This is a genomic window from Pseudomonas sp. GW821-FHT09C10, from assembly GCF_059418085.1.
This window is the reverse complement of sequence record NZ_JBWKPE010000013.1, coordinates 174,300-189,848: the sequence shown is the minus strand read 5'-3', so window position 1 is coordinate 189,848 and position 15,549 is coordinate 174,300. Positions and strand designations below refer to the sequence as shown.

The following is a 15,549-nucleotide window of genomic DNA, read 5'->3' as shown; positions in this document are numbered from 1 at the left end:
CGCCTGTACCCACAGGCGCACGACTCCCATGACTCCACCCCTTCCGCGAAGACCCCGCTGGCGCAGCCTCGCCCTGTTGGCCCTGTGCCTGGCGCCGCTGCTGTGGCCGCTGGAGCACTTGGCCGAGCGTTACTATCGCAGCGAGCTGGCCGGGCAAAACCGCCAGACCCTCGACCTGTACGTCGCCAACCTGCTGGGCACCCTGCATCGCTATGAAGTGCTGCCGCAGATCCTCGGCGACTTGCCGGCCTTGCGCACGGCACTGGGCGCGCCGCAGGTCAGCACCAACCTGGTCAACGCCAACCTGCTGCTCAAGGACGTCGCCGCCCAGGCCGGGGTGGAAGTGATGTATTTGATGGACACCACCGGCAAGACCCTCGCCGCGTCCAATTGGGACAAGCAGGACAGTTTTGTCGGGCGCAACTTCTCGTTCCGGCCCTATTTCAGCGAAGCCATGGCCGGGCGCCTGGGGCGGTTTTTCGGGCTGGGCACCACCTCGGCCAAGCGCGGCTATTTCTTCGCCGCCGCCGTGCGCGATGGCGACACGATCATCGGCGTACTGGTGGTCAAGGTCGACTTGGACCACACCGAAAGCCTGTGGGGCAATACCCCGGAACAACTGCTGGTCACCGACCACAACGGCGTGGTGATCCTCACGTCGCGCCCGCAATGGCGCTTCCGTGCCACCCGGCCGCTGACCGCCGAGGAACGCCAGGCCATCATCGCCATCCAGCCCTACCCCACGCGCGACCCGCAACCCTTGAGCCTGAGCAGCAGCGCATGGCTGCGCCAATCCACCGCCATTGCCGAGACCGGCTGGAATGTGGAGATCCTGGCACCGCAATCCTTGATCAGCCGCCCGGTGCGCACGGTGGTCGCCGTGGGCGGCGCCACGTTGCTGGTGTTGATGCTGCTGCTGGGCCTGTTGATGCAACGCCGCCGCCACTACCTGGAACGCATCGCCTTCGAAGCCAAGGCCCGCCGCGAGCTGGAGATGCGCGTGGTCGAACGTACCAGCGATCTGGAAGGCCTCAACCGGCGCCTCAAACAGGAAGTGCTGGAGCGCGAACACGCCCAGCAGGAACTGGTGCGCGCCCAGGATGACCTGGTGCAGGCCGGCAAGCTGTCAGCGCTGGGCACCATGTCGGCGAGTATCAGCCACGAACTCAACCAACCCCTGGCGGCGATTCGCAGCTATGCGGAAAACGCCGAGATCCTGCTCGACCACGAGCGCACCAGCGATGCCCGGGGCAATCTCAAGCTGATCAGCGAACTGACCGGGCGCATGGCCTCGATCATCGCCCACCTGCGCGCCTTCGCCCGGCGCGACCGGCACGCGCCGGAGAGCGTGGCCCTGCAACCTGCCCTCGACGACGCCCTGGCACTCCTGGCCAAGCGGCGGCGCTCGATGGAAGTGGAACTGATCCGCGATTTGCCGGAAGCGACGCTGTGGGTGCAGGCCGGCGAAACCCGCCTGCGCCAGGTGCTGGGCAACCTGCTGGCCAACGCCCTCGACGCCCTGACCGAAAAAGGCCCGCCGCGCAAACTGTGGCTGAGTGCCGAAACCACCGCCCAGGGCGTCAACCTGTACATTCGCGACAACGGCCCGGGCTTTTGCATGGAAGCCCTGGGCCGCGCCAGCGAACCGTTCTACACCACCAAGACCCGCACTCAGGGCTTGGGCCTGGGCCTGGCGATCTGTGACACCCTGATGCGTGCCTTTGGCGGCGAACTGCTGTTTGCCAACCACAAGGAAGGTGGCGCGCTGTTAACCTTGAAATTGCGTGCCGGCTCGCCGGGCGTCAGTCTGCAACCGTCCGAGGACCGCAGTGTATGAGTATCGATAACCAGATTCAGGTGGTGCTGATCGACGATGATCCGCACTTGCGTCAGGCCCTGTGCCAGACCCTGGACCTGGCCGGGCTGAACGTCCTGACCCTGGGCGAAGCCACCGGCCTCACCGTGCGCCTGTCGCGGGATTGGCCGGGCGTGGTGGTCAGCGACATCCGCATGCCCGGCATGGACGGCCTGGAGCTGCTGGCCGAGCTGCACGGCCAGGATCCGGACCTGCCGGTGCTGCTGATCACCGGCCACGGCGACGTGCCGCTGGCGGTGCAGGCCATGCGCGCGGGTGCCTATGACTTCCTCGAGAAACCCTTCGCCAGCGACGCCCTGCTCGACAGCGTGCGCCGCGCCCTGGCCCTGCGCCGGCTGGTGCTCGACAACCGCAGCCTGCGCCTGGCCCTGAGCGACCGCCAACAACTGAGCACCCGCCTGGTGGGGCACTCGCCACAGATGCTGCGCCTGCGCGAGCAGATCGGCGCCCTGGCCGCAACCCGCGCAGATGTGCTGATCCTCGGCGAAACCGGCGCCGGCAAGGAAGTGGTGGCCCGCGCGCTGCACGACCTGTCGAGCCGGCGCAGCGGGCCGTTTGTGGCGATCAATGCCGGGGCGTTGGCCGAGTCGGTGGTGGAGAGCGAGCTGTTCGGCCATGAGCCCGGCGCCTTTACCGGCGCGCAGAAGCGGCGCATCGGCAAATTCGAATTCGCCAACGGCGGCACCTTGTTCCTCGATGAAATCGAAAGCATGAGCCTGGACGTACAGGTCAAGCTGCTGCGTCTGTTACAGGAGCGTGTGGTGGAGCGCCTCGGCGGCAACCAGCTGATCCCGCTGGATATCCGCATCATCGCCGCCACCAAGGAAGACCTGCGCCAGGCCGCCGACCAGGGCCGCTTCCGCGCCGACTTGTACTATCGCCTCAACGTCGCGCCGTTGCGTATTCCGCCACTGCGCGAGCGCGGTGAAGATGCGCTGATGCTGTTCCAGCACTTCGCCGACGAAGCCAGCAGCCGCCATGGCCTGCCGTTGCATGAGCTGCAACCGGGCCAGCGTGCCCTGCTGTTGCGTCATAGCTGGCCGGGTAATGTGCGCGAATTGCAGAACGCTGCCGAGCGCTTTGCGTTGGGCCTGGAGCTGGCGCTGGACAGCACCCCGGACAACCCCGCCAGCGGCGTGCTGACTTCCACGCCGGGCGGCTTGAGCGAACAGGTCGAGCAGTTCGAAAAAAGCCTGATCGCCGCCGAACTGACCCGCCCCCACAGCTCCATGCGCAGCCTCGCAGAAGCCCTCGGCGTACCGCGCAAGACCCTGCACGACAAACTGCGCAAGCACGGCCTGAACTTCGCCAACCCAAGCACTGACGACGAATGACCCTCCCCACCCACCAAGAGGCCGCCATGAGCCGCGACAGCCGTTACCTGGAATCCATCCTCCACCACGACATCCCCCTGACCCGCGAAATGGGCCTCAAGGTACTCGACTGGCAAGACGGGCAACTGCGGCTGCACCTGCCCTTGCACGCCAATATCAACCACAAGAGCACCATGTTCGGCGGCAGCCTCTATTGCGGTGCGGTGCTGGCGGGTTGGGGCTGGATGCACCTGCAACTGCGCGAGGAAGGGATTGAAGACGGGCATATCGTGATTCAGGAAGGGCAGATCAGTTATCCGCTGCCGGTGACGCAAGACGCGACCGCCATTTGCGCGGCGCCGGAGGAGAAGGTGTGGAAGCGCTTTTTGGCGACCTACAGGCGCTATGGCCGGGCGCGGCTGGCGTTGGACACCTGGATCGTGAATGAGGGCAGTGAAGAGCGGGCCGTTACGTTCACCGGCCAATACGTCTTGCACCGCTAGAAGCCAATACACAAAAAAATATGGGAGGGGGCTTGCTCCCTCCCACATTCAGATCGGCTGAGGTATTAAGAGCGGGCCAAGGTCAGCAACCGCTCACGCCACGCCGCCTTCGCCGGCAACGCCAGGAAAAACGGATTCAGCAACGACGCCCGCGCCGGATAGCTGAACGGCTCGCCACTCAACTCCAGCACCTCGCCGCCCGCCCCTTCCAATACACCCTGGGCCGCCGCCGTATCCCACTGCGAAGTCGGCGCCAGGCGCGGGTAGCAATCGGCACTGCCCTCGGCCAACAGGCAGAACTTCAACGAACTGCCGATATTCGCCAGCTTCAACTCACCCAACCCTTCGCTCAAACCGTCCAGCAGGCGCTCTTGCTCGGGGCTGGTATGCCGGCGGCTGGCGACCACGGTGAACGCCTCACCCACTGCCGGCGCCTCGCGCACCTGGATCTGCCTGGGCGCTTCGTTCACGTCGGAACGCCACGCCCCCAGGCCGGCACCACCGAAGTAGCAACGGCCACTGGTGGGCATGGACACCACGCCGAACACCACGCGGCCCTGTTCGACCAGGGCAATATTGACGGTGAATTCTTCGCTGCCGGCGATAAATTCCTTGGTGCCATCCAGCGGGTCCACCAACCACCAGCGCTGCCAGCCGGCACGTACGTTCTGGTCGATGTCGGCGTCTTCTTCGGACAGCACCGGGATGCTCGGGTCCAGTGCGGTAAGGCCCGCGAGAATCAGATGGTGGGCGGCCAGGTCGGCCGCCGTGACCGGCGAATCATCGGCCTTGGAGGTCACCGCCACATCGGCGCGCCAGTACGGCAGGATCACTTCACCCGCCTGGCGGGCCAGTTCGATCACAGGGGCGATAAACGGGTGGCCTAAAAACAGTTCGCTCATGGGGTAAACGCTCCACGCTGAATCAACAAATCTCGTACCAGGTATAACGCCGCCAGGGCGCGGCCTTCGCTGAATTGCTCGTTTTGCGCAAGCTGCGACAGCTCGCGCAGGTTGACCCGGTCCACACGCATCGGCTCGGGCTCATCGCCTTCCAGGCGTTCTTCATAGAGTTGGGTGGCGAGCACCACCTGGATTTTCTGGCTCATGTAGCCAGGAGACAACGACAGCTCGGTAATGTGTTCCAACTGCCGTGCGCCGTAGCCGGCTTCTTCCTTGAGTTCACGGTCTGCCGCCGCCAGCACGTCTTCGCCGGGTTCGATCAGGCCCTTGGGCAATGACAGCTCATACTCATCGGTGCCGCCGCAGTACTCCTCAACCAACAACGCATGATCTTCGTCGATCATCGCCACGATCATCACTGCGCCGTAGCCGGCACCGCGGCCCACCAGGCGCTCGTAGGTCCGTTCAACGCCATTGGAAAAGCGCAATTGCACTTCCTCCACGCGGAACAAACGGCTACTGGCGACTATTTCGCGGGCGAGGACGGTGGGTTTCTGGCGCATAAGCGGCTCCTTGGCGTGATCGGGTTACTATACCGTGGCTTTTCCGATTGTCTGTGTCGGATATCTTTACTTACATGAGACCGCACCATGCCCTCTTTGCCCTGGCACGCCATCGACACCGTCCTGCTGGACATGGACGGCACCCTGCTCGACCTGCATTACGACAACCATTTCTGGATGGAACACCTGCCCCAGCGTTACGCCGAGCTGCACGGGGTGAGCCGAGCCATGGCCGAGATGGAGTTGCAGCCTCTGTTCGAGCGTAACGCCGGACAGTTGCAATGGTATTGCCTGGATTTCTGGAGTGCGGAACTGAACATCCCGGTGCGCGAACTCAAGCTGGAAACCGCCCACCTGATCGCCCTGCGCCCGGATGCCGACACCTTCCTGGCGGCGATCAAACGGGCAGGCAAGCGCGTGATCCTGATCACCAACGCCCATCGTGATTCGCTGTCGTTGAAATTGGAGCGCATTGAACTGGCGCCGTACTTCGAGCGATTGATCAGCTCCCACGACTACGGCTTCGCCAAGGAAAACCCGCAGTTCTGGGATGCCTTGCAGGCTGACATCCAGTTCGATCCGGCTCGCAGCCTGTTTATCGACGACACCCTGCCGATCCTGCGCAGTGCCCAGGTGTTTGGCGTGGGGAATTTGCTGGCGGTGAAAGAGCCGGACAGCAAAAAGGGGCCAAAGGACACGGCTGAATTTGCAGCAGTCGGTGACTACCGCGATCTCATTGTCGGGCTCTGAACCCTGTGGGAGGGAGCAAGCCCCCTCCCACCTTTTCGCCCGTGTATTACTCAGGAATACGCAGCGTCTGCCCTGGGTAAATCTTGTCTGGATGGGACAACAGCGGCTTGTTGGCCTCGAAGATCTTGTTGTACAGGTTGGCGTTGCCGTACACCGTCAGGGAAATCGCGCTGAGGGTGTCACCCTTTTTCACCACGACGAAACGGGCGGCGGCCACTGCCGGGCCGGTTACGGTGATCTGGTCATCCACACTGGCCACGCCTTGAATGTTACCCAGCGCCAGCAGAATCTTCTCTTTCTCTTCCTGGGTGGCGACTTCACCGGTCACGGTCACTTTGTCGCCATCCACCGTGGTCTGTACATTCGGATTCCCCAGACCCACCTTCGCTACGTGTTCCTTCAACTGCTCACTCGCGTTGGCGTTACCCGGCGTCAACAGGTCGACAATCTTTTCGCCGGCTTCTTTGATAAAGCTGAAAATGCTCATAGTGCGCTCTCCTTGGTAGTTGATTTCCAGATGCCCAAGACTAGACCAGTCCGGCAGACTTGGGTTCCAGCCCGACCAAAGACGCAAACGCGCTAGAATCCCCCCGCCATTGGAATAAGCCCTGGAGCGAAGATGGACATCAAGCAGCTGAAATTCCTCATCGCCCTCGACGAGACCCGTCACTTCGGCCAGGCCGCGGCGCGTTGCCACATCACCCAACCAACCCTGTCGATGCGCCTGCGCAGCCTTGAAGAAGAGCTGGACTTGCCGCTGGTCAATCGCGGCCAGCGTTTCGAAGGGTTCACCGCCCCCGGCGAGCGCGTGCTGGCCTGGGCACGCACGGTGCTGGCGGCCTATGACGGCTTGCAGGCCGAAGCCGCCGCCTGTCGTGGCAACCTGGTAGGTACGTTGCGCCTGGGCGTGGTGCCGTTGTCGAGCTTTGATCCGCTGGCGTTGATGCAACAACTGCACAAGGAGCATCCGAGCCTGCGCTTTGAGCTGTCGGCCCTCAGCTCCGAGCAGATCCTCGAACAGTTGGCGAGCAATCGCCTGGACCTGGGCGTGTCCTACCTCGACCGCCTGGACAACGAGCGCTTCGATTCCCTCGCCCTCGGCGAAACCCGCATGGGCCTGCTCTACGACCAGCGCTATTTCAGTTTTGGCGACAAGCCGCTGAGCTGGGAGGCCTTGATCGAACTGCCCCTGGGCATGCTCACCAGTGGCATGCACTTCCGTCAGTCCATCGACCACAACTTCCACAGCCGGGGCCTGCACCCGCAGCCGCTGTTACAAACCGACGCCGTCCATCAGTTGTTACAAGCTGTGCATGGCGGACTCTGCTGCGCCGTCATGCCGCTGGACGGCGGTCTGGATGCCCTTACCGAACATTTGCGCCTGCAACCCATCGAAGACGCCCACACCCTGGCGCGCCTGGGCCTGATCATGCGGCGCAGCGCGCCGCGTTCGGCATTGGCAGAGGCGTGTTTCGCGCTGTTTCAGAAATCGCAAACAGAGTCTTGATCGACGTCATCTATCGGTAGATCAGTACTGGCAATTAGACGCGACGCTTTGTCGCGCCTAGTCTAAACACTGATCAATCCGCCGGTGGTACTGCCCCATGAACGCCAAGCGCCCAGTCTGCGCGGCGCCTGCTCCGGAAACGTCCGCGCCCGTCGCCAGCCAGAGCTACCAGTTTTGCAACCTTGAGCACACTGAAGTCGCCAGCACCGCCTTGGCCGAAGAAGTAGCGTTGGCGATTGCCTATAACGACATCAGCCAGGCCGTCATGCTGGTCACCCCGACGGACCTTGAAGACTTTATTGTCGGGTTCAGCATCGGCAGCGGCATTATCGCCGACGTCAGCGATATTTATGATCTCAAACTCAGCGGTTCGGGTTCGGCCCAATACGCTCAGGTGCAGATCTCCAGCCGTGCGTTCTGGAACCTCAAGCAGCAGCGCCGCCAGCTGGCAGGTACCAGCGGCTGCGGCCTGTGCGGAGTGGAAGCGCTGGAGCAGGCGCTGCCGGACCTCCAAGTGCTGCCCGGCGCGCCCTTGCCGCCTGCCGAATGGCTTGACGGCCTGCGCCAGCGCATCAGTGCGTTCCAGCCCCTGGGCCAGTACAGCGGCGCGGTGCATGCGGCCGTGTTCATGAATAACCAGGGCGAATTGCTGATGGGCCGTGAAGACATCGGCCGGCACAACGCCCTCGACAAGTTGATCGGTGCGCTGATCCGCCAACGGGTCCCCACCGACGGAGGGCTGGCGATTGTCACCAGCCGTTGCAGCCTCGAATTGATCCAGAAAGTCCTGCGCGCGGGCATCCAGACCCTGGTCAGCCTGTCGTCGCCCACCGGCCTGGCCCTGCAATGGGCTCGCCGGCATCACCTCAATCTCATCCACCTGCCGCAGAAAAGTGCGCCGCGGGTCTACAGCCCTGCGATGGAGAACCAGCCGTGAGCAATCATCATCAAGCCGACCAAACCCCAACCCCGCGCTACAAGCCTTACAAGGGCCCGGCTGGCGGCTGGGGCGCGCTGATCAGCGTGGCACAGGCCTGGTTGACCAGCGACAACGCGCTGAAAAACCTGCGCATGATGCTCAAGACCAACCAGAACGGCGGCTTCGACTGCCCGGGCTGCGCCTGGGGCGACTCGCCGGAAAGCGGCATGGTCAAGTTCTGCGAGAACGGTGCCAAGGCGGTCAACTGGGAAGCCACCAAGCGCCGCGTTGACGCAGCGTTTTTCGCCAAGCACAGCGTCACCGCGCTGCTGGAGCAAAGCGACTATTGGCTCGAGTACCAGGGCCGCCTCACCGAGCCCATGCGCTACGACGCCGAGACCGACCGCTATACCCCCATCAGTTGGGAAGCGGCCTTCGACCTGGTCGGTAAGCACCTCAACGCCCTGCCCAGCCCGGACATGGCTGAGTTCTACACGTCGGGCCGCGCCAGCAACGAAGCGGCGTACCTGTACCAGCTGTTTGTGCGCGCCTACGGCACCAACAACTTCCCGGATTGCTCGAACATGTGCCACGAGGCCAGCGGCGTGGCCCTGGCTCAGAGCGTGGGGGTCGGCAAAGGCACCGTGACCTTTGATGACTTCGAACATGCCGATGCGATTTTCGTCTGGGGCCAGAACCCCGGCACCAACCACCCACGCATGCTCGAACCGCTGCGTGAAGCGGTCAAACGCGGTGCCCAGGTGGTGTGCATCAACCCCCTCAAGGAGCGCGGCCTGGAACGCTTCCAGCATCCGCAGCATCCGCTGGAAATGCTCACCAACGGCGACAAGCCGACCAACACCGCATACTTCCGCCCGGCGCTCGGTGGCGACATGGCGATCCTGCGCGGCATGGCCAAGTTCCTGCTGCTGTGGGAGCGCCAGGCTCAGGCCGAAGGCAAGGAAGCCGTGTTCGATCACGACTTCCTCAATGAACATACGGCCAACGTGCTGGATTACCTGGGCCAGATCGACGATACCTCGTGGGATGAAATCGTCGAACAGTCCGGCCTGACCCTGGTCGAGATCGAGCAAGCGGCGCGCATGTACGCCAAGGGCAAGAACGTGATCATGTGCTGGGCAATGGGTATTACCCAGCACCGCCACTCGGTGCCGACCATCCAGGAAATCGCCAACCTGATGCTGCTGCGCGGCAACATCGGCCGCCCCGGCGCCGGTCTGTGCCCGGTGCGTGGCCACAGCAACGTGCAGGGCGACCGCACCATGGGCATCAACGAACGCCCTCCGGTGGCGTTCCTCGACGCCCTGGAGCGACGCTTCCAGTTCCAGGTGCCGCGCACCAACGGGCACAACGTGGTGGAAGCGATCCACGCCATGCTTGAAGGTCGCTCCAAGGTGTTTATCGGCCTGGGTGGCAACTTCGCCCAAGCCACGCCGGACAGCCCGCGCACCTTTGAAGCACTGCGCAATTGCGACCTGACCGTGCAGATCAGCACCAAGCTCAACCGCAGCCACCTGATGCACGGCAAGGACGCGCTGATCCTGCCGTGCCTGGGCCGCACCGACATCGACATCCAGGCCGAAGGCCCGCAAGCGGTGACGGTGGAAGACTCGTTCAGCATGGTCCACGACTCCAACGGCCAACTGCAGCCGCTGTCGAAGTTGATGAAATCGGAACCGGCCATCCTCGCCGGCATCGCCGCCGCAACCCTGGGCAGCAAACCGGTGGACTGGAACTGGTTGGTGGCCGACTACAGCCGCATCCGCGACCTGATCGCCGATACCATCCCAGGCTTCAAGGACTTCAACGAACGCCTGAAACACCCCGGTGGTTTCTACCTGGGCAACTCCGCAGGTGCTCGGCGCTGGAACACGCCTTCGGGCCGTGCCAACTTCCGCCCGAACATCCTGCCCAAGGACCTGATCCACGAGCGCACCCACGCCACGGGCCACGTGCCGGATCTGATCATGCAATCGATGCGCTCCCACGATCAGTACAACACCACCATTTATGGCCTGGACGACCGCTATCGCGGGGTCAAAGGCCAGCGTGACGTGCTGTTCGTCAACGAAGCCGACATCATCCGCCTGGGCTTCAAGCCGGGGCAGAAAGCCGACATCGTGTCGTTGTGGGAAGACGGCCGCGAGCGTCGGGTGAAGGGCTTCACCTTGCTGGCGTTTGATATTCCGGCAGGGCAGGCTGCGGCTTACTACCCGGAAGTGAACCCGTTGGTGCCGCTGGAAAGCACCGGGGATGGCAGCCATACACCGACGTCGAAGTTCGTGGCGATACGTTTGGAAGCTGCCAGTGACAATGGGCTGATCATGGCGCGTTCCGCCTGACTGATCATTTCGGGCACAAAAAAGGCCGCTTTTGCATAAAAGCGGCCGTTCCGAAGTAGCTAAAGACTCGCAAAAACCACTTAAGTTCCCTAGCTAAAACAGTAACTTAGAGAATTGTGTACAACTCGTGTTACTGGTCGGATTTCTATTGTAACCATGTCAATACAGCCTCAGGATCGCGCCGTCATCCTCTTGAGGTCTCTCTATGAAGTTCTCCTCGATTCTCTTGTTGTCCCTTGGCCTGGTCAGTGGCGCAGCCATGGCCGGTGGCACCACCGAAGCCGGTGTGGGCGGCGCATTGGGCGGGGTTCTAGGCTCGGTTGTCGGCCAGCAGTTGGGCGGCAACACCGGTTCGACCATCGGCGCGGCCCTGGGCGGCGCAGGCGGTAGCGCGGTCGGCGCAGACAAGCGCAGCCGCGGCGAAGCAGCCATTGGCGGCGCACTGGGCGCAGCCGGCGGCAACGTGGTGGGCCGCAGTGTCGGCGGCAGCACCGGGGCACTGATCGGTTCAGCGGCCGGCGGTGGCGCGGGCGGTGCGCTGGGCAACTACATGGGCAACAAGAGCGATGACGATGATCGTCGTAGTCGTGATAACCGCCGTTATGACCGCGACGACCACCGCGGCCGCGGCCATGCCTACGGGCATCGCAAGAACAAGCATCACTACCGTCACCGCTAAGCGCTAAGCGCTAAAGAACACTGCAAAATCAATGTGGGAGGGGGCTTGCTCCCGATAGCAGAGTGTCAGCCACCCGTGTACTGGCTGACCCATCGCTATCGGGAGCAAGCCCCCTCCCACATTGGGTTCCGTGGTGCCTGCAACGCCGAAGTCAGACAACCAACCGCTGCAACGCCTCGCGCAACATCCCCGGAATCGTCACCGGCTGGTTCGTCCCCCGATCCACGAACACATGCACAAAGCGCCCCGCCGCACAGGCCTCCTCTTCGCCTGCCTTGAATACCGCCAATTCGTACTGCACGGAGCTGTTGCCCAGCTTGCCCACCCGCAGGCCGATGTCCAGGCGGTCGGGAAAGGCAATCGACGCGAAGTAATCGCACGCCGAACTCACCACAAACCCCACCACCTCACCGTCATGAATATCCAACCCACCCTGTTCGATCAGGTAGGTATTCACCGCCGTGTCGAAGAAGCTGTAGTAGGTGACATTGTTCACATGGCCGTACACATCGTTGTCGTGCCAGCGCGTGATGATCGGCTGGAAGTGACGGTAATTAGCGCGTTGCGGCATTGAGTCAGGCATGGGCACGTCTCATGAAAGTAGGGTTACAGGTCCTTCAAATGGGCTTGGGCCCACTCACGCACGTCGGCGTAAGGGTAGTCTTCCAGCGCAGCAAAACCGGGAATGCCCCGCGCCTTCAACTTGGTAAACAACGGCACGCTGATCCCCCCCAGGAACCGTGTCAGCCGCTCAGCGCCCGGCAACTGTCCGGTGTGCTCATGATGCCTGTGGATAAAATCACCGCACAGTCCCATGAAGTTTTTATCCACAAGCGGCGGCAGGCTCGGCGGCGCCGGCAAATGCGCGACATGGCCGTGGCACACAGAGCAGTGCCCGCAGCGTTGCGGTGCATTTTCATCACCAAAGTAACGCGCCAGGCGCTGCCCCAGGCAATGTTCGGTGGCGAACAGATCGAGCATGGCGTGGATCCGTGCCACCTCCGTCACCTCGTGCTGCTTGAAGCCTGTGTATAACTCGGCGCTCAACACCTGTAGATCAAACTCGGTATCCAGCAGGCTGTAGACCTCCGTCATCTGCTTGCTTTCCAACTCGATCAGGCCTTGCTCCTGGAAGTAATCCAGGGCCTTCACCACCCGGCCGCGTTCGGCATTGTGTTGCTGGTAAAGCGCGTCGAAATCCACGGTCGCCCAGGTTTTCGCGCGCTTGCACACCTGGATGATCGCCGCGACAAACTGCTGGCGCTCGCCGGAAAAACGCGCCAGCAGAGCCTCGGGCTCGACCAGGTACTTGAAGCGGTATTCGGCATAAAACGCGTAGCGCGGCGCGATCACGCCCTTGAGCTCCAATTGCACCAGCAGTGTCTTCAGTGGCAGTTCGCGGATGTTGCTGTGGTCCGACAGCGACCTCAGCAGGAACTCCCACTGCCCTTCACTGCGCGCTGCCTGCAACTCTTCCAGCACCCGCCGAATACCGTCCTGCTCCGGCGTATCGCCGTACACGAAGTTTTCCAGCACATTGAGGCTGTCACGGTTGGCCAGCACCAGGCAGTCCGAGGGCAGCCCATCACGCCCCGCGCGGCCGATTTCCTGGCTGTAGTTCTCGATGGATTTGGGCAGGTCAAAATGCACGACATTGCGGATATCGCTCTTGTCGATGCCCATGCCAAACGCGATGGTGGCGACGATGCAATTGGAGCGCCCGCCCATGAAGCGCTGCTGGATGCCTTCACGCCTGTCGTGGGGCAAGCCGGCGTGATACGCCTCGGCCTGGATACCGTTGCGGTTCAGGTGCTCGGCAATCTGCTCGGCGGTTTTCTGCAAGGTGACGTAGACGATGCTGGGCTGGTTGGCCCGCTCGCTCATCCACTGCACCAGGCGACGACGCTTGTCCGCGCCGGCGACCGGCTCCACCAACAGGTTGAGGTTGGGCCGGTAGAAGCCCGTGGTGACCACGTCGTCCGGCGCAATGGCGAACTTGGCCTGCATGTCGGCAATCACCTTGGGCGTGGCCGTAGCCGTCAGCAGCAGCGCTTGTGGGATCTTGAACTGGCGCTGGTAGTCCGGCAGCTTCAAATAATCCGGGCGGAAGTTGTGGCCCCACTCGGAAATACAGTGCGCCTCATCCACCACCAGCAGCGAGATCTGCACACTTTGCAGGAAGTGGCGAAAACGCTCGTTCTTCAAGCGCTCCACGGAAATCATCAGGATTTTCAGCTCGCCCGACCGCGCGCGCGCCATCACGTCATTGGCGTCCTCGCGGCTTTGCGCCGAATCGATACTGCCCGCCGAAATACCGTGGCGTTGCAGGAAGCCCAACTGGTCCTGCATCAATGCCAACAATGGCGACACCACCAGCGTCAGGTGCGGCAGCAACACCGCCGACAGCTGATAACACAGGGACTTGCCCGACCCCGTAGGAAAAATGGCCGCAGCCGAACGACCTGCCAGTACGGCGCTGACCGTTTCTTCCTGGCCCAAACGAAACTGTGGATAACCAAAGACCTGCTGGAGGGTGTCGTGCATAGGCTGTCACTCCATTGACCGCTGAAGGTGGCTTAAAAACGTAGCCCAGCACGTTCAGCGAATCGAGAAAGGTCGCATGGAAAAAAGAGACAGGATGATACACAGGGTGGGGGACGGCCTAGGGCCGAATCGGGAATAAACTGAGGAGATTGCAAGAAAGACACAGATCCAAATGTGGGAGGGGGCTTGCCCCCGATGGCAATGGATCAGTTACCAATAACTGACTGACCCACTGCTATCGGGAGCAAACCCCCTCCCGCATTTTCAGACCTGCGCTACAGCTGAATCAGCGGTTCTGCACCCGCTCAATCGCCGTGTCATACACCGGGTTGGCCTTCTGCTCCTTGGCCAACTGGTAGTGACGCAATGCATCCGGGAACTGCCCCGCCGCTTCGTAGATCCGCGCAATGTTGTAATAGGCACCGGCACGTACGGTGGCAGCATTGGCACCAGTGGCGAGGGCAATAGCCTTGCGATTGGCCCAGATCGACTCGGCAGTGTTACCGGCTTTCTGATACGCCAGGCCGAGGTTGCCGTAGGCCTTGCCGAACCCATTGTCCAGCTCGATAGCCTGACGGAACAGGTCGATGGCCTGGTCCAGCTTACCGGCCTGGTAGGCCGCTTCACCCTGCAGGTTCAGACGCTTCGCATCGGTTTGTACGGAAGAACTGACGGTGACGGCGGTGACCGCCACGCTGTCATCCAGCAGCGGCTTGACTTCATTCAGCACATTCGCCGCATTCACGGTCACGCCACTGAAAGTGTTGATGTCCTGGAAGTCGCCGCTGCCGGTCATGCGGAACACCGTCCACAGGTTGCCGCTGCGGTTCTTGGGCACGTAGTAGGTACGCACCAGCGATTGGCCCATGTACACGAACACCTTGGCTTCGCTGTCGGATAACTGGCGCGAGCCTGGGTTGCCGCCATTGCTGTAGTCATGCACGGCATAAACGTAGCTTTCGCCGTAGTGTTTTTTCTGCAGGGTGATGGTTTCCGGGCCGTAGCTGTCGGTGTCATCCACATCCAACTCGGCATCGGTACCCTTCTGGTTTTCGAAGTAGATGTTATTGCCGGGGAAAATCATGTGGGAATCGAGGTCACTCGGCGTCTTGCCCCAGGTCAGCACCACGCGCAGGCCATCGAGGTTTTCCATCACCGGGCTGATGGCGTAGGTCATGCCCGCGCAGGGGCACTTCACCACCAGGTTGGAGTAACCAGGCTTCTTGATGATCAGCAGGTTGCTCGCATCATCGGCAGCCTCACTGGTCAGCGTCACTTGGCCCTGGGCGTTGGTGCGGCCCACCACGTTCTGTGCGCCGTTACGTTGCAGCAGCACTTCGGCATCGGCGATTTTCTGGTCCTTGACCACCGCACTGAGCACTTCGATCGGCAACTGCCCGGCCTGGACCGAAAAAGCCACCGCACACAATGACATCGCCGAAGCAACACGAAGCAAACCCATGCCTAACTCCCTTTAAGTCTCGGGCGGAAATCGCCCTGCAAGATTTTGCGGTGAAACATACGCTGAATTCCGGGTGTCGGCGGACTTTTTATACAAAATGTGACGTGGTTTTTATCCCGCCTGCCCATTGAAGCATTGCGCTACAATCAAACCTTGCTACCCAGGAGT

General features: G+C 62.2%; 14 protein-coding genes. 8 read left to right on the top strand and 6 right to left on the bottom strand.

The genetic code is table 11. The annotated features are described in order from the left end of the window. Positions 1-28 precede the first annotated feature (28 nt). The 3 genes from AC07OT_RS23425 to AC07OT_RS23415 are packed head-to-tail and all read left to right on the top strand — an operon-like array spanning position 29 to position 3,692. Positions 29-1,837, top strand: a complete 1,809-nt coding sequence (locus AC07OT_RS23425; RefSeq protein ID WP_065941119.1) for a sensor histidine kinase — start codon at positions 29-31, stop codon at positions 1,835-1,837. Beyond that, on the top strand, positions 1,834-3,210 hold the full coding sequence (locus AC07OT_RS23420) for a sigma-54-dependent transcriptional regulator (protein WP_495109151.1): 1,377 nt from the start codon (positions 1,834-1,836) through the stop codon (positions 3,208-3,210). Before AC07OT_RS23425 ends, AC07OT_RS23420 begins: the two co-directional genes overlap by 4 nt. Before the next feature lie 26 nt (positions 3,211-3,236). Beyond that, entirely contained in the window at positions 3,237-3,692 is a 456-nt protein-coding gene (locus AC07OT_RS23415) for a YiiD C-terminal domain-containing protein (RefSeq protein ID WP_115487870.1), read from the top strand. Positions 3,693-3,757: 65 nt separating this feature from the next. Here the strand turns inward: AC07OT_RS23415 and cysQ are convergent, their stop codons facing one another. After that, positions 3,758-4,594, bottom strand: a complete 837-nt coding sequence (gene cysQ / locus AC07OT_RS23410) for a 3'(2'),5'-bisphosphate nucleotidase CysQ (protein ID WP_141156485.1) — start codon at positions 4,592-4,594, stop codon at positions 3,758-3,760. Then, on the bottom strand, positions 4,591-5,157 hold the full coding sequence (gene nudE / locus AC07OT_RS23405; RefSeq protein ID WP_065941117.1) for an ADP compounds hydrolase NudE: 567 nt from the start codon (positions 5,155-5,157) through the stop codon (positions 4,591-4,593). The genes cysQ and nudE overlap by 4 nt, the downstream gene beginning before the upstream one ends. Before the next feature lie 87 nt (positions 5,158-5,244). Between nudE and yrfG the strand changes: the two genes are divergently transcribed. Beyond that, on the top strand, positions 5,245-5,907 hold the full coding sequence (gene yrfG / locus AC07OT_RS23400; protein WP_495109150.1) for a GMP/IMP nucleotidase: 663 nt from the start codon (positions 5,245-5,247) through the stop codon (positions 5,905-5,907). 46 nt (positions 5,908-5,953) lie between these two features. Here yrfG and lysM read toward each other — a convergent pair whose 3' ends face one another. Then, positions 5,954-6,394, bottom strand: a complete 441-nt coding sequence (gene lysM, locus AC07OT_RS23395) for a peptidoglycan-binding protein LysM (protein WP_027605136.1) — start codon at positions 6,392-6,394, stop codon at positions 5,954-5,956. A 132-nt stretch (positions 6,395-6,526) separates the two neighbouring features. Between lysM and AC07OT_RS23390 the strand changes: the two genes are divergently transcribed. The 4 genes from AC07OT_RS23390 to AC07OT_RS23375 all read left to right on the top strand — a co-directional run bounded on the left by AC07OT_RS23390 (position 6,527) and on the right by AC07OT_RS23375 (position 11,375). Next, positions 6,527-7,414, top strand: a complete 888-nt coding sequence (locus AC07OT_RS23390) for a LysR family transcriptional regulator (RefSeq protein WP_048725293.1) — start codon at positions 6,527-6,529, stop codon at positions 7,412-7,414. A gap of 97 nt (positions 7,415-7,511) precedes the next feature. Beyond that, a complete protein-coding gene (fdhD, locus tag AC07OT_RS23385; RefSeq protein ID WP_495109149.1) occupies positions 7,512-8,351 on the top strand; it encodes a formate dehydrogenase accessory sulfurtransferase FdhD in 840 nt (279 codons plus the stop codon). Further along, the gene (locus AC07OT_RS23380; protein ID WP_027605139.1) at positions 8,348-10,696 is read left to right on the top strand and encodes an FdhF/YdeP family oxidoreductase; all 2,349 of its coding nucleotides are present in this window, start codon (positions 8,348-8,350) and stop codon (positions 10,694-10,696) included. The genes fdhD and AC07OT_RS23380 overlap by 4 nt, the downstream gene beginning before the upstream one ends. A 205-nt stretch (positions 10,697-10,901) precedes the next feature. Beyond that, entirely contained in the window at positions 10,902-11,375 is a 474-nt protein-coding gene (locus tag AC07OT_RS23375; protein WP_053140314.1) for a glycine zipper domain-containing protein, read from the top strand. 151 nt (positions 11,376-11,526) lie between these two features. On the opposite strand, the gene AC07OT_RS23370 is transcribed toward AC07OT_RS23375, so the two are convergent. The 3 genes from AC07OT_RS23370 to AC07OT_RS23360 all read right to left on the bottom strand — a co-directional run bounded on the left by AC07OT_RS23370 (position 11,527) and on the right by AC07OT_RS23360 (position 15,381). Then, complete coding sequence (locus tag AC07OT_RS23370) at positions 11,527-11,958, bottom strand: acyl-CoA thioesterase (RefSeq protein WP_495109148.1); 432 nt, start codon at positions 11,956-11,958, stop codon at positions 11,527-11,529. Positions 11,959-11,981: 23 nt separating this feature from the next. Further along, positions 11,982-13,919, bottom strand: a complete 1,938-nt coding sequence (locus tag AC07OT_RS23365; RefSeq protein WP_495109147.1) for a RecQ family ATP-dependent DNA helicase — start codon at positions 13,917-13,919, stop codon at positions 11,982-11,984. A 286-nt stretch (positions 13,920-14,205) separates the two neighbouring features. Continuing rightward, entirely contained in the window at positions 14,206-15,381 is a 1,176-nt protein-coding gene (locus AC07OT_RS23360; protein ID WP_065925808.1) for a tetratricopeptide repeat protein, read from the bottom strand. Between the last annotated feature and the right edge of the window lie 168 nt (positions 15,382-15,549).